This window comes from Streptosporangium nanhuense (assembly GCF_059358815.1).
Genome location: NZ_JCADBG010000001.1, coordinates 70,819 through 95,990, shown reverse-complemented (window position 1 = coordinate 95,990; position 25,172 = coordinate 70,819). Strand labels below are relative to the sequence as shown.

The window sequence follows — 25,172 nt, the reverse complement described above, 5'->3', positions numbered from 1 at the left end:
CGCAACCCGGGAAGACGTGACACCGCGCTCACGTTAGCTCCAATAGACCGCGTCGTGAGCCGTTGCCCGGAAAATCACTTGCCGATCAGCGGTTCTGTGCGAAATCGTCGGCGTGTTCCAGGCGTGCAGAGCAGCTAGGGGTTCATCGGTGGTCGGGCCGTACCGGGAGCTTTTCGACACGCCCGGCGTCAGGGGTTTCGTCCTCGCGGGATTCTTCGGGCGGATGCCCATGTCGATGTTGGGCATCGGCGTCATTCTGCTCATCGAGGCGCTCACCGGCTCCTACGCGGCGGCGGGCGCGGTCGCGGCCACCGTCAGCGTCTCCTTGGCCGTCGCGGCCCCGCTGTCGGGGCGCCTGGTCGACAGGTTCGGCCAGGCCAGAGTAGTCGTCCCGCTCGTCCTGACGCACGGCGCCGCGCTGAGCGGCATGATGCTCTGCGCCCATCACGGCGCCCCCCGCTGGACGCTCTTCGCCACCGGCGTCGCGGTGGGCCTGACCGCGCCCTCGCTCGGCTCGCTCGTGCGGGCCCGCTGGTCCCACCTGCTGGCCGGGTCGGCGAGGCTGCACACGGCGTTCTCCTTCGAGTCTGTCGCCGACGAGGTCATCTTCGTCGGCGGCCCCGCCCTGGTCACCGCCCTGGCCACCATGGTCAACCCGTACGCGGGCCTGATCGTCGCCCTGACCTGCACGGTCGCGGGCACGATCGCCTTCGCGCTGCAGCGCGGCACGGAGCCGCCCGTCCGACCCAGGCAGACCCGTTCGGGCACCCCGATCACCATTCCCGGCGTCGCCCTGATGTCGTGCGCCTTCCTGGCGATGGGGGCGGTGTTCGGCTCGGTCGACCTGATCACGGTCGCGTTCGCCGAGGAGCAGGGCGCCAAGCCCGTGGCCGGGCTGCTGCTCGCCTCGTTCGCCGGGGGGAGCCTGGTCTCCGGCCTGTGGTACGGCGCCCGGCAGTGGAGCATCCCGCTGAGCAGCAGGTTCGTCCGCTCGCTCGGGGTGTTCGCGGTGGGCCTGACCCCGATCACGCTCATCGGCGACCTCAGGGTCATGGCGGGCGCGCTGTTCCTGGCGGGGCTGGCCATCTCCCCGACCATCATCACCGGCTACAGCCTGACCGAGCAGCTGGTCCCGGCGAGCCTGCTCACCGAGGGCATGGCCTGGATCTCGACCTCGGTCGGGTTCGGCGTGGCGATCGGCGCGTGGGCGGGGGGCAGGCTCACCGACGCGTTCGGCGCCTCCAACGCCTACGGGTTCTCCTTCGCCTGCGCCCTGCTGGCCGTGACGGTCGGCGTCGGCGGCTCCGCCTGGCTGCGAACCCCTGTCGCCCAGCAGTGATCGTGAGTATCGTTCATATTCGCTGTCGAAACGCACGAACGTGAACCGGCGGTGGCCCGCCTGAGCGCGGGCGTGACTCCCCCGCGCCCGGGGGCGTCGGCGCCCCCGGACGGCCGGGTGCCGCCCGCGGGCAGGAGTGACCATGGGCGAGACCTTCCGCAACTGGGCCCGGAACCAGTCCGCCACCCCCGCGGAGGTCCGTACGCCCTCCTCCGCCGAGGAGGTGTCGCGGGCCGTGCGGGACGCCGTCGCGGCGGGCCGCCGGGTGCGCATGACCGGCACCGGCCACTCGTTCACCCCGGTGGCGCTGACCGACGGCCTCCTGCTGCGGCCCGGCGCGCTGACCGGGATCCGCGAGGCCGGGGACGGCTGGGTGACGACCGAGGCCGGGACGACGGTCGGCGCGCTCAACCGGGAGCTGCACCGCAGGGGCCTGGCCCTGGCCAACATGGGCGACATCGACGCCCAGACCGTGGCCGGGGCCATCCAGACCGGCACTCACGGCAGCGGCAGGGACGTCGGCGGGATGGCCGACCAGGTTCTGGCGCTGGAGATGGTGCTCGCCGACGGCGAGATCGTCACGGTCCGCGGCGACGGTGAGGGGAAGATCCGCGGGGTGGCCGAGCGGGACCTGTTCGACGCCGCCAGGGTGAGCCTGGGCGCGCTCGGCGTGGTGACCGCGGTGACCTTCCGGGTGGAGCCCGCCTTCCTGCTGCGCAACGTGCGGGAACCGATGACGCTGACCGCGATCCTCGGCTCCCTCGACACGCTCGTCGCCGGCAACGAGCACCTCGACTTCTTCTGGCTGCCGCACACCGACACCTGCCTGACCAAGCGCAACAACCGCGATCCCGGGCCGGCCAGACCCCCGGGCGCGTTCAGGCACTGGCTCGACAACCACTTCATGGAGAACACCCTGTTCGGCGCGCTGTGCGGTGTCGGCGGGCGCTACCCGGGGGCCATCCCCCGGCTCAACGCGCTCTCGGCCGCGACGCTGTCGGCCTCGACCCACACCGACGCCTCGCACCGGGTCTTCACGAGCGTGCGGGAGGTGCGCTTCCTGGAGATGGAGTACGCCATCTCGCGCGAGCACCTCGGCCAGGCCCTCCGCGAGGTCCGCGACCTGGTGGAACGGCGGGACTGGAAGATCACCTTCCCGGTCGAGGTGCGGGTCACCCCGGCCTCGGACGCCTGGCTGTCCACCGCCTACGGCAGGGACTCGGCCTATCTCGCCTGCCACGTCTACCGGCCGACCCCGAACCCGGCCTACTTCGAGGGCGTCGAGGAGATCATGACGAGGCTCGGCGGCCGGCCGCACTGGGGCAAGCTGCACACCCGCGACGCGGCCTACCTGGCACAGGTCTATCCCCGTTTCGCTGACTTCCTGGCGGTACGCGATGCCCTCGACCCGGGACGCGCCTTCGCCAACGACCATCTCGACACCGTCCTGGGCTGAGGTCCTGGGCTGAGGTCCTGGGCTGAGGTCCTGGGCTGAGGGACGGCGCCCTCGGGCCTCCCCCGGTCACGTCTTCGCGGCGGCGCCGATTCCCCTGACCCCCGGCCACCCCCGACCGCACGGCCCCGTTCCCCCGAATCGGCCGCTTCTCGCCAGCTTTCGGTAAAGGGTGGCGCAAAGGCTCGCTCGAAGAGTGACGCGTCCGCGTGTCCCGCCGTTCCCGGACGCGCGCGAGGGGCAGATTCGCAGACGCCCGCGCCGCTCGACCCCGAGGGAGTCCGCTGGAGATGACCTTCTCCCGCCGTCCATGCCCGCCGCCGCCGCGTCCCGTCCTCACGGACCTCGTCACGGACCGCGACGACCGGCCCCCGCACAACGCCGCAATCGCGGCATACCCTCCCCGGACCGGCGGACCGGCCTCACCGCCATCTCCCGGTTCTTGGTGGAAGTCCGCAGCGGTTCCCGGAGTTATCCGTGAGAATTCCTTGAGGACCCCGAAGTTGCTGCTCCAGCCCGGTGCCCTGTAATTAGATGAATGGAGCAAATGTGACCGGCGTCACATCGCTGCGAGCCCCATCCAGGAAGGCGATGTTCGGACATGCCGGGTACGGTGCTGGCAGGCAACCGGCACACGCGAGAGACTCAAGGGTCCGGGGGAAGATTGAGCACGACGACGAAGGGACTCGCATGCAGGAGCTCCGACTCGTCGCGGTGAGTGAGGACGGGACCTATCTCGTGCTGGCGACAGCCGGCCGGGGTACCCGGTTCACGCTGCCCGTCGACGACCGGCTCCGTGCTGCCGTCCGCGGCAACTTCTCCCGTCTCGGCCAGTACGAGATCGAAGTGGAGAGTCCGTTGCGCCCCAAGGAGATCCAGGCCCGGATCCGTGCCGGCGAGACCGCGGAGGAGATCGCCAACACGGCGGGAATCCCGGTCGAGCGCGTGCGGTGGTTCGAGGGCCCCGTGCTCCAGGAACGTGAGTACATGGCACAGCAGGCGCAGCGCTGCGCCGTACGCCTGCCCGGCGACTCCGCTCCCGGTCCCACCCTCGGCGACCTGGTCGCCGAGCGGCTGACCCGCCGTGGCGTCCCCGCCGACGAGATCGAGTGGGACTCCGCCAAGCGGGACGACAACATGTGGCGCATCAAGCTCGGGTTCGTGTGGAACGGTCACACGCGCAACGCCGAGTGGCTCTTCGACCCGCGCCGGCGCCACATCACACCCCACGACGACGAGGCCCTGCGGCTGTCCAGCGGCGAGGACGTCGAGGCGTTCGAGGACACCACGGTCACGCCGTTCGTGCCGCGCGTGGCCAAGCTCGCCCCGGTGCCGCCGCTGGCGCCCGAGCCGCTGAACCAGCCGCCGGTGGCCTTCCCCTCGGTCCTGCGGCACGAGACCCCGGCCCAGCCCCGGCCCGCCTACGCGCAGGCCGAGACCGCCGCGCCTCCGGCGCCCCCCGCGCCCTCGGTGCCGTCGGCGCCCTCGCAGTCCCCGGCCGCCTACCAGCAGCCGCCCATGCCCCCGCTGCCCGCCGGATACGAGGCGCCGAGGGTGTCGGTGCCGCCGCTGCGCGCTCCCGACCCGGCCGGATACCAGCCGGAGCGGGCTCCGGAGCCCGTCGCCCCCGCGGCCCAGGGTTCCGACCCCGTCACGCGGGTCAGGCCCCCCGAGCCCGTGCTGCCCGAGCCCCTCGCCCCCTACCCGCCCCCGTACGAGCCGGTCACACCTGCGGCGCACGAGCCCGTCACGTACGAGCCGGCCGCGTACGAGCCGGTCACACCGGCCGCCTACGAGCCGGTCACCGCCCCGGAGCCGGAGCCCCCGGCACCCGTCGTGCCGCGGCCCGTCCCCGCGACGGCGGCCGAACCGCCCGCGGCGACCACACCCGAACCGGCACCCGAACCAGTGTCAGAACCGGCGTCCGAACCGGAACCCGCCACGCACGGATCCGCCGCGCGGGGGCCCTCCCCCGAGCACGGACCGGCCGCTCCCCCCGAGGAGGCGGTCACCGCGGCGAAGGCCGTGGCCGAGCCCGCGACGGCGAGGGCACCGGAGGTCGTGAAGACCCCCGAGGTCGCCGAGCCGCCCGCCGCCGAGGCCACGCCGGAGGCGGCGGAGCTCGCTCCGGCCGCCGTACCCTCCGCTCCCGCCGACCGGCGTCCCCCCGCCGCGGAGAAGACCACCGAGCGGGTTTCCGCGGAAGCGGAGAAGACCGTCGCGGCGAAGGAGACCCCCTCCTCCGAAGCTGCGCCGGAGACCGGATCGGCCCAGGAGGGTTCGATAGCTGTACCGGCGGCGCGCGTCAGCGTGGACGAGCGGGCCAAGGCCGAGCCGGGCAGGCAAGAGACACAGGGGGACACGGGGGCAATGCAGGAGACCAAGGTCGACAAGCCCGCGGCGGAGAAGCCCGCGGAGCCGCCGAAGCCGGCACCGGCTCCGGCGCGGCCTGCCAAGAAGTCCCGGGGGCGGCGCGCGTCCGTGCCCACCTGGGACGAGATCATGTTCGGCGCTCGCCGCCAGGACTGACCGCACCGCGCCAGGCGGGGGTGACCGGGACACCGGTCGTCCCCGCCTCGCCGTGTGTCAGCCGTTCCCGGAGGCGTCCGGGGCGGCAGGGGTGCCCGGGACGAGGAACGGGGCGAGCCAGGCGGGAGTGACCTCGGCGGCGAAGGCGGGCCCATCGGCCTCGCCGACGTCGAAGGCGGCGTAGCCGCCGGTGCCCGCCCCCACGCCCGCGGTCACGGTCAGCACGCCGGCGCGTCGCTGGAACCAGGTCTGGCTCAGGGTCCAGCCGACCACGGCCCGCTCCTCCACCACCGCCTGGGAGCGCCGCAGCGACCCCGACCGGACCGACAGCCGGCTCCCGTCGTACGTGTGGCCGAGGGACCGGTAGCGGTCGAGGCCGAGCGGTACGCCCAGCAGGGCGAGCAGCAGGGCGGGCCCCGCGAGCACCCACCAGAACCCGGACCACAGCAGGGCGGCCGGCACCGTACAGGCGGCGATCAACAGCCACGGGAAGATCGCCCGGAACAGCCTGCGCCTGCGCGCCGCCGACGGGTGCGGCCGCAGCCCGGTGGCGATCGGGCCGATCGCCTCGCCCACCACGCCGAGCACGACGTCCCTCGGGGCCACGGGCATCAGCTGGCCCCGGGTCTCGGAGTCGCCGAGACCGGTCACGATCGCCCACGCGCGGCCGAGCCCCGCCCGGCGCTCGGCGGGCCCTTCGACGAACTCGAACCCCCGTACCCTGCGCCGCTCCAGCGACACGCTCCTGCGCGTGATCAGGCCGCGCCCGGCGATCAGGTATCCCTCGCTGGCGCGGAGGGTGAAGTCCCAGTTGAACACCGCGTACATGATCACGGCGATCACCGGCATGGCGAGGAGCAGCAGCACCCCGGCCGCGATGAGCAGGGGCGGGTGCTCCCAGATCCACTCCCCCGCGCCCACCACGAGCCGCCGGTCGATCCTGAGCTCGCTGCCCCACTGGAACGCCAGGCCCACGGCACCGGCCACCAGCGCGAACGGGGTCAGCAGGTAGGCGCCGGAGAGGGGGCCGTACGCGAGCCACTTCCTCGGCATCACGAAGAACACCCGCTCGGGGGTGGTGTCGCCCACCTCGTGGCGGGCGGAGGATCCGGCGGCTCCCTCCCGCGGTCCCGCGGGCGCCTCGGACGTGCCGGACGCGCCGGCGGTGAGCTCGTCGGGACCGGAGACGGCATCCGCCGCCGAGGCCGCCCCGCGCGCCTGGACACGTCTCGCCGTCCGGGCGCGGGCGTGCCAGAGCAGCACGGCCTTGAGCCGCTCCCCCTCCTCGACGGTGACCCCGTCGAGCTCGCCCTCCTGCTTCTCGTCCCCGCCCGCGCCGGTGTCGATCCGCAGGACGGCGATGCCGAGCAGCCGGTGCAGCGGCGGGGCGCTGACGTCGACGCCGCGGATCCGCTCCAGCGGGATCGTCCGCACCGACCTGCTGATCAGCGACCGGGTGAGTTCCAGCCGGTCGCCGACGATCTGGTAGGTGAAGGTGAGCCAGCGCACGGCCGCGAATATGACGGAGCCGACGACGGCCGACGCCGCCCACCCGAACGATCCGAGGGAGAAACCGCCGAGGAACAGGACACCGGCCAGCGGCAGGAGGAGCGAGGGCAGCATCCGGATCGGATCGGTCAGCAGCACCTTCGGGCTGAGCCGCAGGGGCCTCTCCGTCGGCGTCCTCTCCCCCGGCACGGCCCCCACCCCCTCCGGCCCTCCCGGGACCGGGGCCCCTCCCGGCACGGCTCCCGTCTCCGGCACGGCTCCCGTACCGGAGACGCCATCGCCGTGAACGGGCGGGAAATCCGGTGCGCCACCGCCCTGGACGGGCGGGGAGGCCGGCCGGCCATCGGGGGAACCCGGTGCGCCGCCGTCGGGGGCGGTCCACTCGCCCGCCGCGGGGCCGTCCGGCCCCGGCCGCGGGCCGGACCCGGCCGGTGAACGTCCGCCGGGAGCGGGTTCGGCCGGGCGGCCGGCCGGTGGATGCCCGTCGGAGGCGGGTCCGGCCGACGAGCGGTCGGCCGGTGGACGGTCAGCCGCGGAGTGGTCGGAGGATTCGGTCACGTCGCGTCGTCCCTGAGCTCTTCCGCGCGGCGGGCGAGGCCCTCGGCCAGCTCGGCGGCGACCTGGTACTCAAGACCCTTGATGGTGGACGAGCCCGCGTGGGAGGCGGTGCGGATCTCGACCGTGGCCAGGCCCAGCATGCGCTCGAACCAGCCCTGCGCCTTGTCGACCGTCTGGATCCTGCTGACGGGGACGAACACCCACTCCCTGCTGAGCCACCCGGAACGCGCGTAGACGACGTCCCCGCTGAGCTCCCACCGGTGCACGGCGTACCGCCAGAAGGGCTCGACCAGCGTGCCGGGGATCAGGAGCAGCACCATCAGCCACGGCAGCCACCCGATGTTGTCGAGTGCCCACCCGGGCATCCAGGACCACCGGTCGTCCTCGATCCACCCGGCCAGGAAGAAGGAACCCCCGGCCAGGACGACGGACCAGAACAATCCCTCCAGCAACCACAACGCGATCGCCTTGCGGGAGACCGGGTTGGCGGGGGCGCGCAGGGAGACACCGGTGCGGCCGGGAACGCCGGCGTGGCGCTCACCCGGCGGACCGGCCGTCCTGGCCTCTTCGGAGGCGGCGCTGTGCTCATCGGCTCGGTCGCTCACGCTGTCAGCCTAAACGCTCTTGTCCCGGCGAGCGCTCCGGCCGCGTCACGGAAAGGGTCCCGCGGGCACCGCGGGCGGCGGCGCCGCGGACCCGTGGACGGGTTCCCCGGGACGACGGCTCCCGGCCGGCCGCTCTCCGATGATCCGTCCGCGCTCCTTCGCACTCTCTTCTCCAGCTGGACGCCGGAAGTGTCGGTGCCACAGGGCATGCTGGAGGTCCGAAGATTACGGAGAGGTGCGAAAGATGACCGATGCGATCCGGGCCGAGGGTCTGGTGAAGCGTTACGGGGAGACCCGCGCGCTCGACGGGGTGGATCTCGTCGTGCCGCAGGGGCGGCTGCTGGGCGTGCTGGGCCCCAACGGGGCGGGCAAGACCACCGCGGTGCGCATCCTGGCGACGTTGCTGCGCCCCGACGCCGGCACCGCCAGCGTCGGCGGCTACGACGTGACGCGTCAGGCACACCAGGTGCGCTCGCTGATCGGCCTGACGGGCCAGTACGCCGCCGTCGACGAGATGCTCACCGGCGTCGAGAACCTGATGATGATCGGCCGCCTGCTGGGCATGACGCGTGCCGGCTCCCGGGCCCGCGCGAACGAGCTGCTGAAGCGCTTCGACCTGTCCGACGCCGGCGGGCGTGCCACCAAGACCTACTCCGGCGGCATGCGCCGCCGCCTCGACCTGGCCGCCAGCCTGGTCGGCCGCCCCCAGGTGCTCTTCCTCGACGAGCCCACCACCGGGCTCGACCCGCGCAGCCGCACCGACCTGTGGAGCGTGGTGCGCGGCCTGATGGCCGACGGCGTCACGGTGCTGCTCACCACCCAGTATTTGGAGGAGGCCGACCAGCTCGCCGACGACATCGTCGTCTTCGACCACGGCAAGGTCATCGCCTCCGGCACCTCCGACGAGCTCAAGGCGGCCACCGGCGCCCAGGTCATGGAGGTGCGCCCCCTGCGGGCCGAGCACCTCGACCTGGTGGGCAAGGTCATGGCCGACGTGCTGGGCGAGACGCCCGACCTCAGCGGCGGCAAGGCCACCGCCCCCGTCCACGACCCCGCCGCGGTCCCCGCGATCGTGCGCCTCCTCGACGACCAGGGCGTCGTCGCCTCGGAGCTCGCGCTGCGCAAGTCCAGCCTGGACGAGGTGTTCCTGTCCCTCACCGGCCGCCTGCCGGACGACGGCGCCCCCGACGACGAGGGCACCCCCCAGAAGGAAGAGGCCTTCGCATGACCACGCTGACGACGACCATCCCGCAGGTGGCCGCCAAGCGCGTCACCCCCCTGGCCACGCTGCAGCAGACCATGACACTGGCCTGGCGCAGCCTGGTCCAGATCAAGCACAACCCGTGGGAGCTGCTGGATCTGAGCATCCAGCCCATCATGTTCCTGCTGCTGTTCACCTACGTCTTCGGCGGCGCCATCTCCGGGTCCACCGGCGACTACCTGCAGTTCGCCCTGCCCGGCCTGCTCGTGCAGAACGCCCTGTTCTACACGCTGTCCACCGCCATCGGCCTCAACACCGACATCACCAAGGGCGTCTTCGACCGGCTGCGCAGCCTGCCCATCGCCCGCACCGCGCCCCTGTCGGGGCGCATCATCGCCGACACCGTCAAGCAGGTGTGGGCGTTCGCCCTGCTGATCGGTTTCGGCATGGTGCTGGGCTTCCGGGTGACCACCAGCGTCTTCGGCCTGCTGGGCGCGCTGGCCCTGCTGGTCGTGGTCGCCCTGGCCATGTCCTGGATGTCGGTGCTGATCGGCCTGAAGGCCTCCAGCCCGGAGAAGGTGCAGATGATCTCCTTCTCCACGATGATGCCGCTGACCTTCACCAGCAGCGCGCTGGTGCCCTCCGCCACCTTCCCGTCCTGGCTGAAGACCTGGTCGGACATCAACCCGGTCACGCATCTGGCGGACGCCATCCGCGGCCTTCTCATCGGCGGCGACGTCGGCCAGGCCACCTTCTTCTCGCTGCTCTGGGCCGTGGGTTTCGCGGTGGTCTTCGCCCCGCTGGCGATCCGGGCATTCCGCAGCCACGTCTAGTCTGTCGGCAGGCCGGGCCCGGGGGGTGGCGCCCGCCGCATGACGGAGAACCAGAGGTGGTCACGTGCTCGTGGTCCATGGCGTGTGGGTGGACGGACTCGTGGGGGTCTGGGCGGAGGACACCGCCCGGACCCCCACGGCCGTCTCCCGTGCCGCCCTGCGCCCGCACCCCTTCGCGGCGTCCACGGCCGCGCTGACCGCCGCCCTCAGTGGCATTTTGGGTGATTTACCAACAGAAGCCCTGAATGAGCCTCTGAGTGAAGTTTCGGGTGGGGCCCTCCCCCGAGGTGCGGGCGGGGCTCGCGGGGGCGTGGCGGCCCATCAGGGGGCCGTCACGGGTGTCCCCGCCGCCACGGGCGCCCCCTCCGCCGCGCGGACCCCAGGCGTCACGAGCCCCGGGAGCGTCGCGGCCCTGACGAACACCACGGCCGCCGCGCGGACCCCAGGCGTCACGAGCCCCGGGAGCGTCACCGTCCTGACGAACACCACGGCCGTCGCCGGGGAACTGGCTCTCCTGCTCCCCGGTTCGGCGTCGGGCCCGCTGCCCTCTCCCGAGTCCGGCCTGGCGAGCCGGGCCCGGAGCCCGAGGATCTCCGCCTGGCAGGTCCCCGCCCTGCTGTTCCGTCCGGCCGACGCGCTCCGCCTGCTCGGCTCCCTGCCGGACCTCGGCTCCGTCTCCGCCGGTCTCGGTGCCGGGAGCACGGGCGGCGCCGAGGATGCCGACGACCTCGCGTGGGAGCCCGCCCTCTCGCTGCGCTACCTCGCCGTGGTCGCCGAGCACGCTCGCGGCCTGGTCCGGCGCGGCCGGATCCTGCCCCAGCTCGTCGCCGAGGGCGACGTCCACGCGGCCCGCTGGCGCCCGGTGCTGACCGGTGCCGACCTGGCCGCGCTGCCCGGCCTCGCCGGCGCGATGCCGCCGGTGTGCAGGGCGGCGGTGCGTGAGAGGGCTCCGGGGGAGGTGCTGGGCGAGGTCCTGAACGGCCTGGTCGACGGCGCGGCGCGGCTGTCGCTGCCCGGCCGCCTGATCCTCGGCAACCGTCCCGGCTCCAAGGCCGCCCTGCCCGACCGCTGGCTGTACGCGCTGACCGGCGAGGACGCCTCGCTCCCCGGCGCCCGGCAGGACGAGGTCACAGCGCTCGGCGAGGCCCTGACCGGCTGGTTCGACTCGGCACACGAGCTGGGCGGCCCGGTCAGGCTCTGCTTCCGGCTGATCGAACCCGACGACGACGGCGACTCCTGGAGGGTCGAGTTCGGCCTCGCCCCGGCGGATGACCTGGACGCCACCTCCGGCGGGGAACGCGAAGGCGGCGGGGGACGCCCGGAAGACCAAAGAGACGAAGACGGCGGGGAGCAGGCGGAAGACCGGGAACGCGAAGGCGGCGCGGAGCACACCGGAGAGCGGGAAGGCGAAGGTGGTGGGGGCGACGGGCGCGGCGGGACCGGCGGGACCGGCCGGGGGCGTGAGGGCCGCGAGCCCGCCCGATACCTGTCGGCCGAGCGGATCCGGGCCGGCGAGCGGGCGCCGTGGCTGCCCGAGCGGCCCGAGGAGCTGATCCGCGCCGACCTCGGCCGGGCCGTACGCCTTCATCCCGATCTCTACGTCGCCTTACGCGCCGCCGAGCCGGTCGCCCTGACGGTCGAGACGGCGTGGGCGTTCTCGTTCCTCCGCAACGGCGCTCCGGTGCTCAGGGCGGCGGGATACGGCGTACGGCTGCCGGCCTGGGCCGGGCGCCAGGGGCTGGGCCTGAAGCTGACCACCCGCACGCTCACCGGCGACGGGGGCGGGGGCGGGGGCGAAGGCCTGGGCGGGCGGGTGAGCGTCCGGCTGGACGTCGCCGTCGGCGGTCACACGATCGGCGCGGAGGAGCTGGCCGGGCTGGCCGGGCTGCGCATCCCCCTGGTACGGGTCGAGGACCGGTGGGTCGAGCTCGACGACCAGCAGGTCAAGGCGGCCCTGAAGGTGATCGAGCAGCGCGGCGGCGGCGAGAGGACCGTCGGCGAGGTGATCCGCGAGGTCGTGGAGGGCGGCGACGAGACGCTGCCGCTGATCGCGGTCGACGCGGACGGCCTCCTGGGCGACCTGCTGTCCGGTGAGGCCGACCGCCGTCTCACCCCGGTCGCCACACCCCGGGCGCTGCGCGGATCCCTGCGCCCCTACCAGGAGCGCGGCCTGTCCTGGCTGAGCTTCCTGTCCGGGCTCGGCCTGGGGGGCGTCCTGGCCGACGACATGGGTCTGGGGAAGACCGTCTCGACCCTGTCGCTCCTGCTGGCCGAGCGCGAGACCGGCACTCCCGCCCCGACGCTGCTGGTCTGCCCGATGTCGCTGCTCGGCAACTGGCAGAAGGAGGCGTCCAGGTTCGCCCCGTCGCTGCGCGTCCACGTCCACCACGGCGGCACGCGCAGGCGCGACGAGGAGCTGGCCGCCGCCGTGCGGGAGGCCGACCTGGTCGTCACCACGTACGGCACCGCGCTCCGGGACCTGGGGGCGCTCGCGGGGCTCGGGTGGGAGCGGGTGGTCTGCGACGAGGCGCAGGCGATCAAGAACAGCTCGGCGCAGCAGTCCAGGGCGGTGCGCTCCATTCCCGCCCGCACCCGGCTGGCGCTGACGGGCACGCCGGTGGAGAACCACCTGGCGGAGCTCTGGTCGATCATGGAGTTCTGCAACCCCGGCCTGCTCGGCCCGGCCAGACGGTTCAGGAAGCGCTACCAGGAGCCGATCGAGCGCGACGGCGACCCCGACGCCACCGCCGCGCTGAAGCGGGCCACCGGCCCGTTCGTGCTGCGACGGCTCAAGACCGACCGCTCGATCATCTCCGACCTGCCGGACAAACAGGAGATGAAGGTCTGGTGCACGCTCACCCCGGAGCAGGCCGAGCTGTACAAAGCCGTGACCGGCGAGATGCTCGGGAAGATCGACGCCTCCACGGGCATCGAGCGGCGGGGCAATGTGCTGGCGACCATGACCAAGCTCAAACAGGTCTGCAACCACCCCGCCCAGCTGCTCAAGGACGGCTCGCGGCTGGCCGGCCGGTCGGGCAAGCTGGCCCGGCTGGAGGAGCTGGCCGAGGAGATCGTCGCAGAGGGCGACAAGGCCCTGGTCTTCACCCAGTACGCCGCGTTCGGCGCCCTGCTGCAGCCCTACCTGGCCGCCCACCTGGACCGGCCGGTGCTGTGGCTGCACGGCGGACTGGCCAAACGCCAACGCGACACCCTCATCGAACGCTTCCAGAACGACGACGAGCCGATGCTGTTCCTGCTCTCGCTCAAAGCGGCCGGAGTCGGCCTGAACCTGACCGCCGCCACCCACGTCGTCCACCTCGACCGCTGGTGGAACCCCGCCGTGGAGGACCAGGCCACCGACCGGGCCTTTCGGATCGGCCAGACCAGGAACGTCCAGGTCAGGAAGTTCATCTGCCTGGGCACCCTGGAGGAACGGATCGACGAGATGATCGAACGCAAGAAGGCACTGGCCCAGAGCGTGGTCGGCACCGGCGAGGACTGGATCGCCGACCTGTCCACCGACCAGCTCCGCGACCTGTTCCGGCTCGGTCCCGGGGCGGTGAGCTGACGTGGACGGCACCGGAGCCGGCGACAGGCCGCCGGACGGACGGACCTCCGAGCAGCGAACCCCCGGGGAGCGGCCCCCCGGCGAGCGGACCTCCGAGGAGCGAACCTTCGACGAGCGGATCGGGGACTTCTACTCCCCCGCCGTCTCCCTGAACCGCCTGCGGCCCCGGCCCGACGTCACCGCAGCCCCGGCCGACCTGCTGCTGCGGGCCCTGGAGCCGCCCGCGGTCAAGGTGCGGCACATCCCGCTGGTCGACCTGCTCAGGAAGCCCTACCGGGAGCTGGGCGGCGACTGAGACCTCGGGCCCGCCGCGCCCTGTTCCCGAGGCGTTCCCGGGACCTCGCGGATCCCGGGGCCTCGCGCGTCTCGGACGGCCCCGTGGCTCCCGGAACTCCACCGCGACACGGACGAGCCGCCGGGGGGACGGGCGGTGAACGGGCACTGGACGGGGGGCGAGCCGTAGGCGGCGAAACTCGTTTTGAAAATCACTCCAACCCCTTCCGCCCCTCGATTTCCCCTTATTTCCGTCTTTTTCCTTGCGGCAGAACCTCGCGATCCGGTCTGCACATCTTCCAGACCCGCGTAGCATCATCGGGCATGGGGCAGCCGAAAACGTCTACGCGCCGCCCGCGGCACACCCCGAAAGTGGCGGTGGCCGCGGCGCTGGTCGTCATGTCCTCAGGCTGCGGGATGGCGAACGGCATGGCCTCCACGGAGCGGTTGCAGCTGGAGCCGATCAGCGTCTCCAGCCCTCAGGTCAGAGACGGCGGCCCCCTGCCGTCCGACTACTCGTGCAAGGGTTCGGCCGGTAACCCGCCGCTCCGCTGGTCTCGCGTGCCGGAGGGGACGAAGTCCGTCGCGATCGTGGTGGACAACAACTCCCGGACGGGCGGCGAGGTGAACTGGGTCGTTTTCGGCATCGATCCGCGCACTAACGAGCTACCGGAGGGTAGCGTCCCGGTGGGAGCCGTTGAAGGGAGCACGACGAGCGGCAAGGTGGGCTATAGCCCTCCGTGCGACGCCCAGGAGAACTATCGTTTCACTGTCTACGCGCTGGACGGCGAGGTCGATCTTCGCAAGGGAGCTCTCCTCGACGCGACCTTGAAGAACATCGCGGACAAGACGATCGCCTGGGGGCGGCTCACCGCGGCACACATCGAGTGACTACCCAAACACCGGAGGTAGTAATGGTTACCAATTCTTCACTTAGGGTGTGACAACGCTCATAGTGGTCCGACACAATCAGATCCAATGTCCAAGCGCAGGTGATGCATGGGGGCAGGTCGCGTCGATGGCCGCGCGATCTCACCGGCGCCGCTGTAAGGCCATGGCCTTGAGGGTGGTGCAATGATCGCGGTCGTAGTAAGCCTGGTCGCCGTCGTGCTCCTCGTGCTCGTCGTCGTGGCACTGGGAATGCGGTCGATGAACCGCAGGGAGAGCGCACTCCCCGCGGAGCGTCTGCGGGAGATGGCGGAGAAGGAGGCGCTGACTCCGACCATGTCCAGCGACGACTTCGCCACCAGAGAACCGAAGATGAACCATTTCACCCCCGATCTGACCCCGTTCGACGAGCCGAAGCCACCGCGCCAGCCGCGGCCGCCGAGCTCCCGGGGCAAGCGCGGGCTGAACGAGTTCGGCCAGGTTGACGACTATGACGACGACTACTGGACGCGGCTCCAGGCCGACGAGGGCGGTTTCGGAGGGTCCCTGGCGGCCCGGATGGGCGCGAGCCGTCCCGTCGAGCAGGACGACCAGAAGGCCGACGCCGACGCGGTGACCGTGCAGGCGCCGCTGCCGACCAGGCCCCAGCCGTCCCGTGGCACCCCGCAACGGCCCCCGGCCACCCCGGCCAGGCCCGCCCCCGAACCGGCCATCGCCTCCGCCTCGCTGCCCTCCGGCCTCTCCGACCTGGTGGCCCCGGTCCAGCCGAACCCGGCTCCCACCGCCGCCTCGCTCGCCGAGCAGAAGACCGTGACCTTCGCGGCTCCCACTCCCGGCGCCTTCGGCGAGAGCCGCCCCTCCCGGGCGAGTTCCCGTCGCGGCGGCAACAGGGCGCCCTCGCAGCAGGCCGCCCAGCCCGCCCAGGGCAACGGCGGTCCGCCCAGGCCCGCCCAGGGCGGACCGTCCCGGCCCGACCCGCTGAACGACCCGCTCGGCTCCTCCTACTCCCGCCGTGGCGCGGGCTCCGCGGGCTCCCGGCCCAGCGGCGCCGCCTCCCCGGCGAACGGCAACGGCGCCCCCGGCGCCCGCCCAGGCCCGTCCGGCGCCCGCCCCGGCGCTCCGATGCCCCCCATGGGGCCGACGACCAGCGGCGGCTTCCCCGCCGCGGCCGTGCCCGACCCGCTCGCCGCCTCCTACCGCACCCCGCCGCAGCCGCCCAAGACCGGCAACGCGGCGGACAACCCGTGGGCTCAGGCCACGAACCCCTCGTCGGGGGGCTGGCCGGCGGCGAACACCGCCGACATCCTCGACGACCCCGGCCCGTCCTACTCCTCGTACCAGACGCCGGTCTACAGCGCTCCGACCACCGGCCCGTACGAGGTCAGCCCGGGCTGGGCCACCATCGAGGACGACGCGATCACCGGCCCGAGCCCGGCGGTCTCCACCCCGACCGGCCCCTCCCGGACCTTCTCCCCCACCCCCGACCGTCCGGCCGACCCGCGGGGCGGGGCGGCGACGGGCGGAACGCCGGGAGGGTACGGCTACGAGCCCCGTCCGGCCACTCCGGCCAGCCCGGCCGCGTGGCCGGAGCCCGGCACTCCCAACGGGAGTGACGCGGCGAGCTGGCCGAGCTACGGCGAGCTCTACGGAACGGCGCCGGCCCCCGAGCCCGCGTCCACCGGCACCGACGCGCGGGGCCGGGCGAGCTCGCGGGGCAACCACCACCGGGCGGCCCAGGAGCCCGATTACCCCGACTATTACCGCTGATTCTTTCCGCCCTCCGTAAAAGCCTCCGGTAAACGCCCGGCGGGCGAGGGGCAGCACCGTAAGGTCTGCCCCATGGAGACGGACACGAAGAGTGACGGTGTTCTGACAGCGGGTGGCCTCGGCTCCGTGCTGCGGCATGATCTGCCCGCCTCCCTGGTGGTCTTCCTGGTGGCCGTGCCCCTCTCGCTGGGCATCGCGGTCGCCTCGGGAGCGCCACTGGCGGCGGGGCTCATCGCCGGCGTGGTGGGCGGCGTCGTGGCGGGCTTCCTGGGCGGCTCCGTCGTCCAGGTGAGCGGGCCGGCGGCCGGGCTCTCCCTGGTGGTGGCCGACCTCGTGATCACGTACGGCTGGCGGGCCACCTGCATGATCACTCTGCTCGCGGGCGTCCTGCAGTTGCTGCTGGGCGTCTGCCGGGTCGCCCGTTCGGCGCTGGCGGTCTCCCCCGCCGTGGTCCACGGCATGCTGGCCGGGGTGGGCGTGGTGATCGCCCTGTCCCAGTTGCACGTGGTGCTCGGCGGGAGCCCGCAGCGCTCGGCGATCGAGAACCTGATCGAGCTGCCCCAGCAGATCATCCACAACCACACGCACGCGGTCTTCGTCGGCCTGCTGACCATCGCGGTCCTGGTCGCCTGGACCCGCCTGCCGCAGCAGTTGCGCAACCTCCCCGCGCCCCTCGCGGCCCTCTTCGCCTCCTCGGTGACCGCCTGGGCGCTCGGCTGGGAGGTCACCCGGATCGACCTGTCGGCCAGCCTGGATTCCTGGGCCAGTCCGGTGTGGCCCCGGGGCGACTGGCACGGGATCATCGGGGCGGTGCTGCTCGTGGCCCTGCTGGCCGGGGTGGAGTCGCTGCTCTGCTCGGTGGCCGTCGACAAGCTGCACGACGGCAGGCGCTCCGACCTCGACAGGGAGCTCACCGGCCAGGGCGTGGCCAACATCGTGACCGGCGCGCTGGGCGGGCTGCCCGTGGCCGGGGTCATCGTCCGCAGCACCACCAACGTCCGCGCCGGGGCCCGCAGCCGCTGGTCCACGATCATGCACGGGGTCTGGATCCTGCTGTTCGCGGTCGGGCTGGGGTGGATGATCGCGCTGATCCCGATGGAGGCGCTGGCCGCGCTGCTGGTCTTCATCGGCGTGCAGATGGTCAACATGGGGCATCTGCGCAACCTGCGCGGCCACAGCGAGGTCCCGGTGTACGTCGTCACGATGGCCGGGGTGGTGCTTCTCGGCCTCGCCGAGGGCGTGCTGGTCGGCCTCGGTCTCGCCGCGCTGTTCGCGTTGCGCCGCCTCACCCGGGTGACCGTGCGGGCCATGGCCGAGCCCGACGGCCGCTGGCACGTGGTGATCGCCGGCTCGCTGACCTTCCTGGGGGTGCCCACGCTCACCTCGGAGCTGCGGGCGATCCCCGCGGGGGCCGCGGTCGACCTCGACCTGAACATCGACTTCATGGACAACGCGGCCTTCGAGGCCATCCACGACTGGCGCAACGAGTACGAGCGCGCCGGCGGGACCGTGAACATCGACGAGATCCACGACGAGTGGTACGCCATGGCGGCCAGCGGGGTGCGGGTGCTCCCCGCCAAGACGCCGCCCCACGCCCCCGACCGGTGGTGGCTGCCCTGGTCCCACCGGCGCAACGGGCAGCGGATGGGTGGCCGGCCGCTGGTCGCCGCCCGGCAGGCGCTCCGCGAGGAGAGTCCCGCCGTGCCCGACCTGCTGGCCGGGGCGCGGGAGTTCCACCGGCGTACGGCGCCGCTGGTCCGTCCCCTCCTGCACGACATGGCCCGCGGGCAGGAGCCCTCGCATCTCTTCATCACCTGCGCCGACTCCCGCATCGTGCCGAACCTGATCACCGCCAGCGGCCCCGGCGACCTGTTCACCGTCCGCAACATCGGCAACCTGGTGCCCCGGCTGGGGTCGGTGCCCGCGGACGACTCGGTGGCGGCGACGATCGAGTACGCCACGAGCGCGCTCAACGTCCGCACCATCACGGTCTGCGGGCACTCGGGCTGCGGGGCGATGGCCGCGCTGCTCAGCGGGGGCGAGAAGGCGGCGGGCCTGCCCGCGTTCGGCCGCTGGCTGCGCCACGGCAACCACACGCTGGCGCGGTTCATCGCGGGCGAGAGCGCCGGTGAGGACGACGGGCCGCTGGACCGCCTGTGCAGGGTCAACGTGATCCAGCAGCTGGAGAACCTGCGGACCTACCCGCAGGTGGACCGGTTGTTCCGCGCCGGGCACCTGGAGCTGGTCGGCATGTACTTCGACATCGGCACCGCCCGGGTGCACCTGCTGGAGCATCCTCCGATCACGAGCCGTCCGCTCTGAGCGGATGCCTTGCGCCACGGGTGAAAGCCTGTGGTCACGCGCCGGCGGGCCGCCCAGGATGAGGCGTTATGAGAATCCTGATCATCGGTGGTTCGGTCTTCGTCGGCCGGGCGGTCGCGGAAGAGGCGCTGCGGCGCGGGCACGAGGTCACGACGTTCAACCGGGGGCTCAGCGGGGTGGACCTTCCGGGCGTGGAGGCGGTCAAGGGCGACCGCGAGGTGGCGGCCGACCTCGACCGCCTGGTGGAGGGCCGGGAGTGGGACGCCGTCATCGACGTCATCGGCAGGGTCCCGAGGCTGGTCGGCGAGTCGGTGCGCAGGCTCAACGGCCGGGCGGGCGTCTACACCTACGTCTCCAGCATCTCGGCGATCGCCGACTTTCCCGCCAGGGAGTGCGACGAGAGCTCGCCGCGGTTCGAGTGCGCGCCGGACGCGGGGCCGGAGGACGGCGAGTACGGCGCGCTCAAGGCCGGGTGCGAGCGGGCGGTGGAGGAGGGCTTCGAGGGCGAGGCGCTGATCATCCAGCCGGGTCTCATCCTGGGCCCGTACGAGGGCGTGGGCCGCCTGCCGTGGTGGCTGGACCGGATCTCCCGGGGCGGGCGGGTCCTGGCTCCGGGCGACCCCGGCCGCGCGATGCAGGTCATCGACGTGCGCGACCTCGCCGCGTTCGTCCTCGACCGCACCGAGGCCGGGAAGGCCGACCGCTTCCTCGCCGGCGGGGTGCCGGGCAACATCACCTACGGCGGCTGGCTCGCCGAGTGCCGCGCGGTGACGGGCTCCGACGCAGAGTTCGTCTGGGCCGACGACCGGTTCCTGCTCGACCGGGAGGTGCAGCCGTGGACGGAGTTCCCGATCTGGGCCCCCGACAACGCCGACTTCGCCGCGGTCTGGCTGCCGTCGTCGGCGAAGGCCCTCGCGGCCGGGCTGACCTGCCGCCCGGTCGCCGAGACCGTACGGGACACCTGGGCGTGGCTCCGTGACGTCCCCCCGGCCGAGCGGTCGTTCGGCAGGCACGGCATCGATCCCGAGAAGGAGGCCAGAATCCTCGCCGAGTGGGCATAGGGGTCTCCATGGAGATCCAGATCACTTTCGACGCCAACGACCCGCCGTCGCTCGCCGCCTTCTGGGCCGAAGCCCTCGGTTACCGCCTCCAGCCGCCCCCCGAGGGGTTCGACAGCTGGGAGGCGTGGGAGGAGTCGCAGGGCATCCCCGCAGAGAGGCGTTCCAGCCGGTCGGCCATCGTCGACCCGGCCGAGGGGCGGCCCCGCTTCTACTTTCAGCGCGTGTCCGAGGGCAAGACCGCCAAGAACCGCGTCCACCTGGACGTCAACGTGGGCGGCTCGCCCGATACGCCGCTGGAGGAGCGCCGCAAGCTCGTGGAGGCGGAGGTGGGACGGCTCGCCGGCCTGGGGGCCGTCGAGGTGCGGACGGTGGAGGAGTACGGCGAGTACTGGACCGTCATGACCGATCCCGAGGGCAATGAGTTCTGTCTGCAGTAAGCATGCATTTCTACGCATACATCCTGTTGGTGGACGCATAGATTCATCGCTGTCCGGCTCCGTCCCCCGAATGCCGGACGGCGGTCCACGCTCCCAGGGCCGGAGGTGGAGGGCGGCCGATTCCGCCCTCCACCCACCCAGGCCCCGCGCCGTGTCACGCGCGGCGGGTGTGCCTCATCGTCCAGTTGGTCTCCCAGGTCTTCTCCCCGTCCGCGGAGAACGCCTGCTCCCACAGGGCCGAGGTCGGCGTGATCTGCGACCAGGTGTATCTCATCCGGATGGGCCTGCCCTCACGGGTCTCGTCGCCGAGGAACACGCCCTCGCCGTCGGCGAACCTGCCGAAGACGGGGCTGTGCATGACCCCGGTCTCGCTGTCGACCCAGTAGATCGCCCACAGTTCGCGTTCGACGTCGAAGGTTCGTATCGACGCTCCCTTGAAGCCCTTCGTGGGGAAGGTGATCTCGTCGAAGACGCCCGCGCCGTCGAAGAAACCGTGGCAGACGGCGACGCTGGGAAACTCCTCCCACTCGTCCTCCCCGCTCAGCGGTTTGAGGAGCCTGCGGTTGTCTATGTCCCAGGTGCCGTGCAGGAAGTCGAAATCGCTGTTCATGCTGGGATGTTAAAGCGATTCTCCGACATTCTCAGCCGGTCGGGCACGAAGATTCCCCGCCCCCGCGGACATTGCGCGGCACCCGCTTGAGGGGTACCGTCACGGCCCCCGGGACCCGTGCGTTTTCCCGCCCGATTCCGGCACGGGGCGTCAGGAGACGGCGCATCACGGGGACGTTCGACATGTGCGGGGGCATATAACTCAGGGCACTACGCATACGGCACGGAGGTCGGCGATGACTGAGTGGCACGCGTTACGGGAAGAGCTGGTCGCGCAGGTACGCGCGCGGGGGATCAGCGAGGTCGTGGTCGACGCGTTACGGACGGTGCCACGCCATGTGTTCCTGCCCGAGCTCGCGGCGGAGACCGTCTACCAGGACGACGCGATCGTGACCAAGCGCGACACGGAGGGCCGTCCGATCAGCTCGTCCTCCCAGCCTGCGATCATGGCCCTGATGCTCGACCAGCTCGGCGTGGAGCCGGGGCAGCGGGTGCTGGAGATCGGGACGGGAACGGGCTACAACGCCGCCCTGCTCGCCCATCTGGTGGGCCCGGACGGGCTGGTGGTGAGCGTCGACATCGACCCCGACCTGATGGAACCGGCCGGGGAGCACCTGGCGGTCGCGGGCCACCCCGAGGTGAGGCTGGTGTGCGGCGACGGCGCCGAGGGGTTCCCCTCCGAGGCCCCCTACGACCGGGTGATCGCCACCGTCGGCGTGTGGGACCTGGCCCCGGCCTGGCTGGACCAGCTCGCGCCCGGCGGGCGCCTCGTCGCCCCGCTGGACCTGCGGGGGGTGCAGCGCTCGGTGGCGATGGAACGGGACAACGGGCACTGGACGAGCCGTTCGGTGCTGCCCTGCGGGTTCATGCGGATGCGCGGCCCCTTCGCCGGCCCGGAGACGACGCTGGTGCTGGACCGGGAGTCGGACCTGGCGATCTCACTGCCCGAGGCGAACGAGATCGGTGACGTGCTGGGGGCGCTCGACGGGCCGGTGGTCGAGCTGTCCACCGAGATCAGCGCCAGCCTCTCCCAGCTCCTCGACGGGTTGAGCCTGTGGCTCGCGGTGCACGAGCCCCGCTGGTGCACGATCTCGGAGGCGCGGCCCGGGTGGCTGGCCGCGCCGCCGCTCGACACGACGGGCTTCCGGATGTCCGTCGGCATCGTCGAGCGCGACAACCTCTGCCTGCTGGAGCCGTCCCCGGACGGGACGCTGATCGCGCGCGGCCACGGGCCGGACAGGATGCGGCTGGCACGCGAGATGGTCGCCCACATCCAGGCGTGGGACATGGCGGACAGGCCCATGACGACGGGGCTGCGCATCGACGCCTACCGGGGCGACCCGCCCGACGGCGGGCTGCTCATCCGCAAGCGCCACACCACGCTCGCCCTGTCCTGGAAGGACCTCTGAGCCGCGCTCACCCCGTCACGGAAGATTGAGACTTTTCTCGATACTTGGCCCCTTTCAAGGAAGATGGCCCGCGATCGTAGCGGGGGTCCAGCAGCGCCGCGACTCCCGGTCATGGATGGCGGCTCCCAGATCACTCACGTCTCGCGATCCTCCGGCCTGGTCGTTGATGGTGTCAGCAGCGTCGTCGTCCACCCGTTGGGAAAGTTCTTCACCTACGGGGAAGGCCCTTCGCGGTCTGAGCGGTGCGTGACTCAGGGCTGCTTGGGGTGGGACTGTGGTCATCGCGAGGGGGCGCTCCAGCTGGCCGGCAGCCGCAGGGCGTCGGCGTCGGCCGTGCCGGGGGCCGCGGCGTAGGCCAGCAGGGACAGGCCCGGGTCGGCGGCGACGGTGAGGACCTCGTAGGCCAGGGTGATGTCGCCGACGACGGGGTGACGCATCCTTTTGGCGCCTGTTCGATGCTCGCGCACAAGGAGGGGTTGATGCACCCCGAGTTCGGTGGAGTCGGCTTGGCGATCGCCAGGGTGGCTCGGCAAGTCGCCTAACCCGGCTCGCCGAGGTCTCGGGTGATCCAGCCGGGGGTGTCGAAGCGTACAGGCAGCGCTCCTACCAGCGCGGCCAGGTGTGTCTCGAAGGTCTCGAACTCGGCGGCGCCGATCTGCCGCTCCCATTGATCGCGCAGCTCGTCGAAGATCGCTTCACCTTGTCGCAACACGTCGAAGCCGAGCGGGGTGACCTGAAGGCGTTTGCGGCGGGCATCGAGGGGGTCGGTGTCGCGTGCCACGTATCCGCGCTCTTGCAGCACCGCGATGGTTTTCGCCGCCGACTGTTTGGAGATCGACAGGCGGCGGCCCAGTTCCGAGGCGCTGTCGGCTCCCGCGGCGATGGCACGCATGGCGAAGTCATGGACAGGACGTACGTCCTCGTAGCCGCGCCGGGCCAGCTCGACGATCGCCGCGTCGACGAGTGTACGGAAGCCTCCGAGCAGCAGCAGTGCCAGATCGGCGCCAGAGCGAGACATGGGAGCAGGCTACCGCAGCGCCTGGACAAACGACAGCCTGGGTGTCTAATATTAGACACCCAGGCTGTCGAATTAGGGAGAGACATGACCGTCGCACCAGCCAGTCCCACCGTGCCGGAGATCACCCACCATCACGCCGAGGTCAACGGAACCGCCCTGCACTACGTGGCCGCGGGAACCAGTGGATCGCCGATCCTGCTGGTCCACGGATTCCCCGAGACCTGGTGGGCCTTCCGGAAGCTCATCCCCCTGCTCGCGGTCAACCACCGCGTCTTCGCCGTCGACCTGCGCGGTTTCGGCGACTCCGGCAACGAGCCGGGCGAGTACGACAGCAAGACCTCGGCCGAAGACCTGCACCTGCTGATCGCACACCTCGACGTCGGCCCCGTCCACCTCAGCGGGCAAGACATCAGCGGGGCGACGGTCTTCCGCCTGGCCACCGCCCACCCGCAAGACGTCCTCAGTTTCACCGCCATCGAGATGGGCCTGCCAGGGTTCGGCCTCGAAACGCTGGCCGACGTCACCCACGGGGGCTCCTGGCACATCGGTGTCCTCGCCGCGCCCGGCATCCCCGAGATGCTCCTCGCCGGCCGCGAACGCGAGTTCCTCGGCCAATTCGCGTTCCCCGCCCTGAGCGCGACCCCGGGCGCGATCACCGACACCGACATCGACGAGTTCGCCCGCACCTACGCACGCCCCGATGGCTGGCGCGGAGCGATCGGCCTCTACCAGTCGATGCTGAAGGAAGGCCCCGAAATCAGGACCCTCGCGAAGACCCCTGGACTGAGTGTGCCCGTGCTCGCGGTCGGCGCGGGCGGAGGCCCCTTCACCGCCGACACCATGTCTCGGGCCACGTCGGCCGAAGTCACCTCGGTGTCACTCGACGGCGTCGGCCACTACGCCGCGATGGAGGCCCCCGAAGAACTGGCGAAGGCCATCCACGACTTCACCGCACGCGTCGACGCCGCCTGACCCTTCCACGCGCCGCCCCGGAGAAATTGGACAGCCGCCCCGCACCGAGACAGGCGCCGGCCGTTACGGGGCGCGCACCCGTCATCGAAGTCTGCACCGAAACGATGACACCGCGCCCGCTGGTCACTCGACCCGTCGACCTCCGACACCGGCAACAAGCTCCACACTGAAGTCGCCGTTCAGCCACACGATCAACACGACGAGGCTCACCCTGACGATCGGCCGTCAGTCCTCGCGATGTCTTTCTGCCGTATTCCGGCTGCTCTCGTTCCAGGACCGCACGGAGCTCCTGACCGCGATCGCAACCCGGAGCGAGCCGTTGCCCCGCTCGCGGCGGCCGGTTCTGTGATCGTTGCGCCCTAGGATCGCCGATCGGCGATCTGGTGGGGATCAGGGCCATGCTGACGGAGGTACGGTGGGCCGATCTCCTGGTGAGTCAATGTCGCACCCCTTCGATCGTCAGCTCGGTGAGCCGTACGAGGTATCGGTCGTCCACCGGCCGGTCGTGGGTCAGGCGCCAGAACATCGGTGCGACGGTCAGGTCCAGCACCAGGTCGACATCGTCGGCGGCCAGCTCGCCCCGGTCGCACGCCTGGCTGAGCGCGGTGCGAGCCCAGGTGACGCGCGGGCGCGTGACATGTTCCGCGACCGCCTCGGCGAGCACGGGGTTGCGGTCGGACTCGGCGATCAGGTCAGGCAGCACCGCCCGGATGCGCGGGTCACTCAGCCAGTCGAAGGCGGCCTGCATCACCGCCCGCACGTCACCGCGCAGGGACCCGGTGTCCGGGGCGGGACCGATCGGGGCGTCTGAGCGGGTCGCC

Annotated in this window: 20 protein-coding genes; 14 read left to right on the top strand and 6 right to left on the bottom strand. The window is 72.1% G+C overall.

Going from position 1 to position 25,172, the window contains the following annotated elements; genetic code table 11:
* The first annotated feature begins 148 nt into the window (after positions 1-148).
* From AC5L38_RS00370 to sepH, 3 genes are all read left to right on the top strand, one after another.
* Complete coding sequence (locus tag AC5L38_RS00370; protein WP_495240694.1) at positions 149-1,339, top strand: MFS transporter; 1,191 nt, start codon at positions 149-151, stop codon at positions 1,337-1,339.
* A gap of 142 nt (positions 1,340-1,481) precedes the next feature.
* Positions 1,482-2,795, top strand: coding sequence for a D-arabinono-1,4-lactone oxidase (locus AC5L38_RS00365; protein WP_495240693.1), 1,314 nt, complete (start codon positions 1,482-1,484; stop codon positions 2,793-2,795).
* Between the two features lie 687 nt (positions 2,796-3,482).
* Entirely contained in the window at positions 3,483-5,321 is a 1,839-nt protein-coding gene (gene sepH, locus AC5L38_RS00360; protein ID WP_495240692.1) for a septation protein SepH, read from the top strand.
* Between the two features lie 57 nt (positions 5,322-5,378).
* Here sepH and AC5L38_RS00355 read toward each other — a convergent pair whose 3' ends face one another.
* Both AC5L38_RS00355 and AC5L38_RS00350 read right to left on the bottom strand, forming a co-directional pair.
* Positions 5,379-7,019, bottom strand: a complete 1,641-nt coding sequence (locus tag AC5L38_RS00355) for a PH domain-containing protein (RefSeq protein WP_495240691.1) — start codon at positions 7,017-7,019, stop codon at positions 5,379-5,381.
* A gap of 365 nt (positions 7,020-7,384) precedes the next feature.
* Complete coding sequence (locus AC5L38_RS00350) at positions 7,385-7,993, bottom strand: PH domain-containing protein (protein WP_495240690.1); 609 nt, start codon at positions 7,991-7,993, stop codon at positions 7,385-7,387.
* Between the two features lie 244 nt (positions 7,994-8,237).
* On the opposite strand from AC5L38_RS00350, the gene AC5L38_RS00345 reads away from it, so the two are divergent.
* From AC5L38_RS00345 to AC5L38_RS00305, 9 genes are all read left to right on the top strand, one after another.
* Positions 8,238-9,221, top strand: a complete 984-nt coding sequence (locus tag AC5L38_RS00345; RefSeq protein ID WP_495240689.1) for an ATP-binding cassette domain-containing protein — start codon at positions 8,238-8,240, stop codon at positions 9,219-9,221.
* A complete protein-coding gene (locus AC5L38_RS00340) occupies positions 9,218-10,027 on the top strand; it encodes an ABC transporter permease (RefSeq protein WP_389917649.1) in 810 nt (269 codons plus the stop codon). The genes AC5L38_RS00345 and AC5L38_RS00340 overlap by 4 nt, the downstream gene beginning before the upstream one ends.
* A 310-nt stretch (positions 10,028-10,337) precedes the next feature.
* Positions 10,338-13,595: an SNF2-related protein gene (locus AC5L38_RS00335; RefSeq protein WP_495240688.1), complete on the top strand. Its 3,258-nt coding sequence runs from the start codon at positions 10,338-10,340 to the stop codon at positions 13,593-13,595.
* A 1-nt stretch (position 13,596) separates the two neighbouring features.
* A complete protein-coding gene (locus AC5L38_RS00330; RefSeq protein WP_495240687.1) occupies positions 13,597-13,890 on the top strand; it encodes a hypothetical protein in 294 nt (97 codons plus the stop codon).
* A gap of 302 nt (positions 13,891-14,192) precedes the next feature.
* Entirely contained in the window at positions 14,193-14,759 is a 567-nt protein-coding gene (locus tag AC5L38_RS00325) for a YbhB/YbcL family Raf kinase inhibitor-like protein (RefSeq protein ID WP_495240686.1), read from the top strand.
* A gap of 183 nt (positions 14,760-14,942) precedes the next feature.
* Positions 14,943-16,523 (top strand): hypothetical protein, encoded by a 1,581-nt coding sequence (locus tag AC5L38_RS00320; RefSeq protein ID WP_495240685.1) that lies wholly within the window; start codon positions 14,943-14,945, stop codon positions 16,521-16,523.
* Between the two features lie 72 nt (positions 16,524-16,595).
* Positions 16,596-18,845, top strand: a complete 2,250-nt coding sequence (locus AC5L38_RS00315) for a SulP family inorganic anion transporter (protein ID WP_495240684.1) — start codon at positions 16,596-16,598, stop codon at positions 18,843-18,845.
* A gap of 68 nt (positions 18,846-18,913) precedes the next feature.
* Positions 18,914-19,906 carry an NAD-dependent epimerase/dehydratase family protein gene (locus tag AC5L38_RS00310; protein ID WP_495240683.1) on the top strand — a complete coding sequence of 331 codons (993 nt, stop codon included), beginning with the start codon at positions 18,914-18,916 and terminating at the stop codon, positions 19,904-19,906.
* On the top strand, positions 19,897-20,343 hold the full coding sequence (locus AC5L38_RS00305; RefSeq protein WP_495240682.1) for a VOC family protein: 447 nt from the start codon (positions 19,897-19,899) through the stop codon (positions 20,341-20,343). Before AC5L38_RS00310 ends, AC5L38_RS00305 begins: the two co-directional genes overlap by 10 nt.
* A 154-nt stretch (positions 20,344-20,497) precedes the next feature.
* Here AC5L38_RS00305 and AC5L38_RS00300 read toward each other — a convergent pair whose 3' ends face one another.
* A complete protein-coding gene (locus tag AC5L38_RS00300) occupies positions 20,498-20,953 on the bottom strand; it encodes a hypothetical protein (protein WP_495240681.1) in 456 nt (151 codons plus the stop codon).
* 235 nt (positions 20,954-21,188) lie between these two features.
* Here AC5L38_RS00300 and fxlM point away from each other — a divergent pair, with 235 nt between their 5' ends.
* Positions 21,189-22,361, top strand: a complete 1,173-nt coding sequence (fxlM, locus tag AC5L38_RS00295) for a methyltransferase, FxLD system (protein WP_495240680.1) — start codon at positions 21,189-21,191, stop codon at positions 22,359-22,361.
* A gap of 278 nt (positions 22,362-22,639) precedes the next feature.
* On the opposite strand, the gene AC5L38_RS00290 is transcribed toward fxlM, so the two are convergent.
* Together AC5L38_RS00290 and AC5L38_RS00285 are read right to left on the bottom strand one after the other, a co-directional pair.
* Positions 22,640-22,828, bottom strand: a complete 189-nt coding sequence (locus tag AC5L38_RS00290) for an MmyB family transcriptional regulator (protein WP_495240679.1) — start codon at positions 22,826-22,828, stop codon at positions 22,640-22,642.
* Between the two features lie 71 nt (positions 22,829-22,899).
* Positions 22,900-23,379, bottom strand: a complete 480-nt coding sequence (locus AC5L38_RS00285; RefSeq protein WP_495240678.1) for a MarR family winged helix-turn-helix transcriptional regulator — start codon at positions 23,377-23,379, stop codon at positions 22,900-22,902.
* A gap of 84 nt (positions 23,380-23,463) precedes the next feature.
* On the opposite strand from AC5L38_RS00285, the gene AC5L38_RS00280 reads away from it, so the two are divergent.
* Positions 23,464-24,351, top strand: coding sequence for an alpha/beta fold hydrolase (locus AC5L38_RS00280; RefSeq protein ID WP_495240677.1), 888 nt, complete (start codon positions 23,464-23,466; stop codon positions 24,349-24,351).
* A gap of 436 nt (positions 24,352-24,787) precedes the next feature.
* Here AC5L38_RS00280 and AC5L38_RS00275 read toward each other — a convergent pair whose 3' ends face one another.
* Positions 24,788-25,150, bottom strand: coding sequence for a TetR-like C-terminal domain-containing protein (locus AC5L38_RS00275; RefSeq protein ID WP_495241525.1), 363 nt, complete (start codon positions 25,148-25,150; stop codon positions 24,788-24,790).
* Positions 25,151-25,172: the final 22 nt, after the last annotated feature.

Coding starts and splice junctions, on each gene's coding strand:
- AC5L38_RS00310 (WP_495240683.1), top strand. CDS start 18,914: ATGAGAATCCTGATCATCGGTGGTTCGGTCTTCGTCGGCCGGGCGGTC.
- AC5L38_RS00315 (WP_495240684.1), top strand. CDS start 16,596: ATGGAGACGGACACGAAGAGTGACGGTGTTCTGACAGCGGGTGGCCTC.
- AC5L38_RS00340 (WP_389917649.1), top strand. CDS start 9,218: ATGACCACGCTGACGACGACCATCCCGCAGGTGGCCGCCAAGCGCGTC.
- sepH (WP_495240692.1), top strand. CDS start 3,483: ATGCAGGAGCTCCGACTCGTCGCGGTGAGTGAGGACGGGACCTATCTC.
- AC5L38_RS00280 (WP_495240677.1), top strand. CDS start 23,464: ATGACCGTCGCACCAGCCAGTCCCACCGTGCCGGAGATCACCCACCAT.
- AC5L38_RS00285 (WP_495240678.1), bottom strand. CDS start 23,379: ATGTCTCGCTCTGGCGCCGATCTGGCACTGCTGCTGCTCGGAGGCTTC.
- AC5L38_RS00365 (WP_495240693.1), top strand. CDS start 1,482: ATGGGCGAGACCTTCCGCAACTGGGCCCGGAACCAGTCCGCCACCCCC.
- AC5L38_RS00325 (WP_495240686.1), top strand. CDS start 14,193: ATGGGGCAGCCGAAAACGTCTACGCGCCGCCCGCGGCACACCCCGAAA.
- AC5L38_RS00345 (WP_495240689.1), top strand. CDS start 8,238: ATGACCGATGCGATCCGGGCCGAGGGTCTGGTGAAGCGTTACGGGGAG.
- AC5L38_RS00320 (WP_495240685.1), top strand. CDS start 14,943: ATGATCGCGGTCGTAGTAAGCCTGGTCGCCGTCGTGCTCCTCGTGCTC.
- AC5L38_RS00300 (WP_495240681.1), bottom strand. CDS start 20,953: ATGAACAGCGATTTCGACTTCCTGCACGGCACCTGGGACATAGACAAC.
- fxlM (WP_495240680.1), top strand. CDS start 21,189: ATGACTGAGTGGCACGCGTTACGGGAAGAGCTGGTCGCGCAGGTACGC.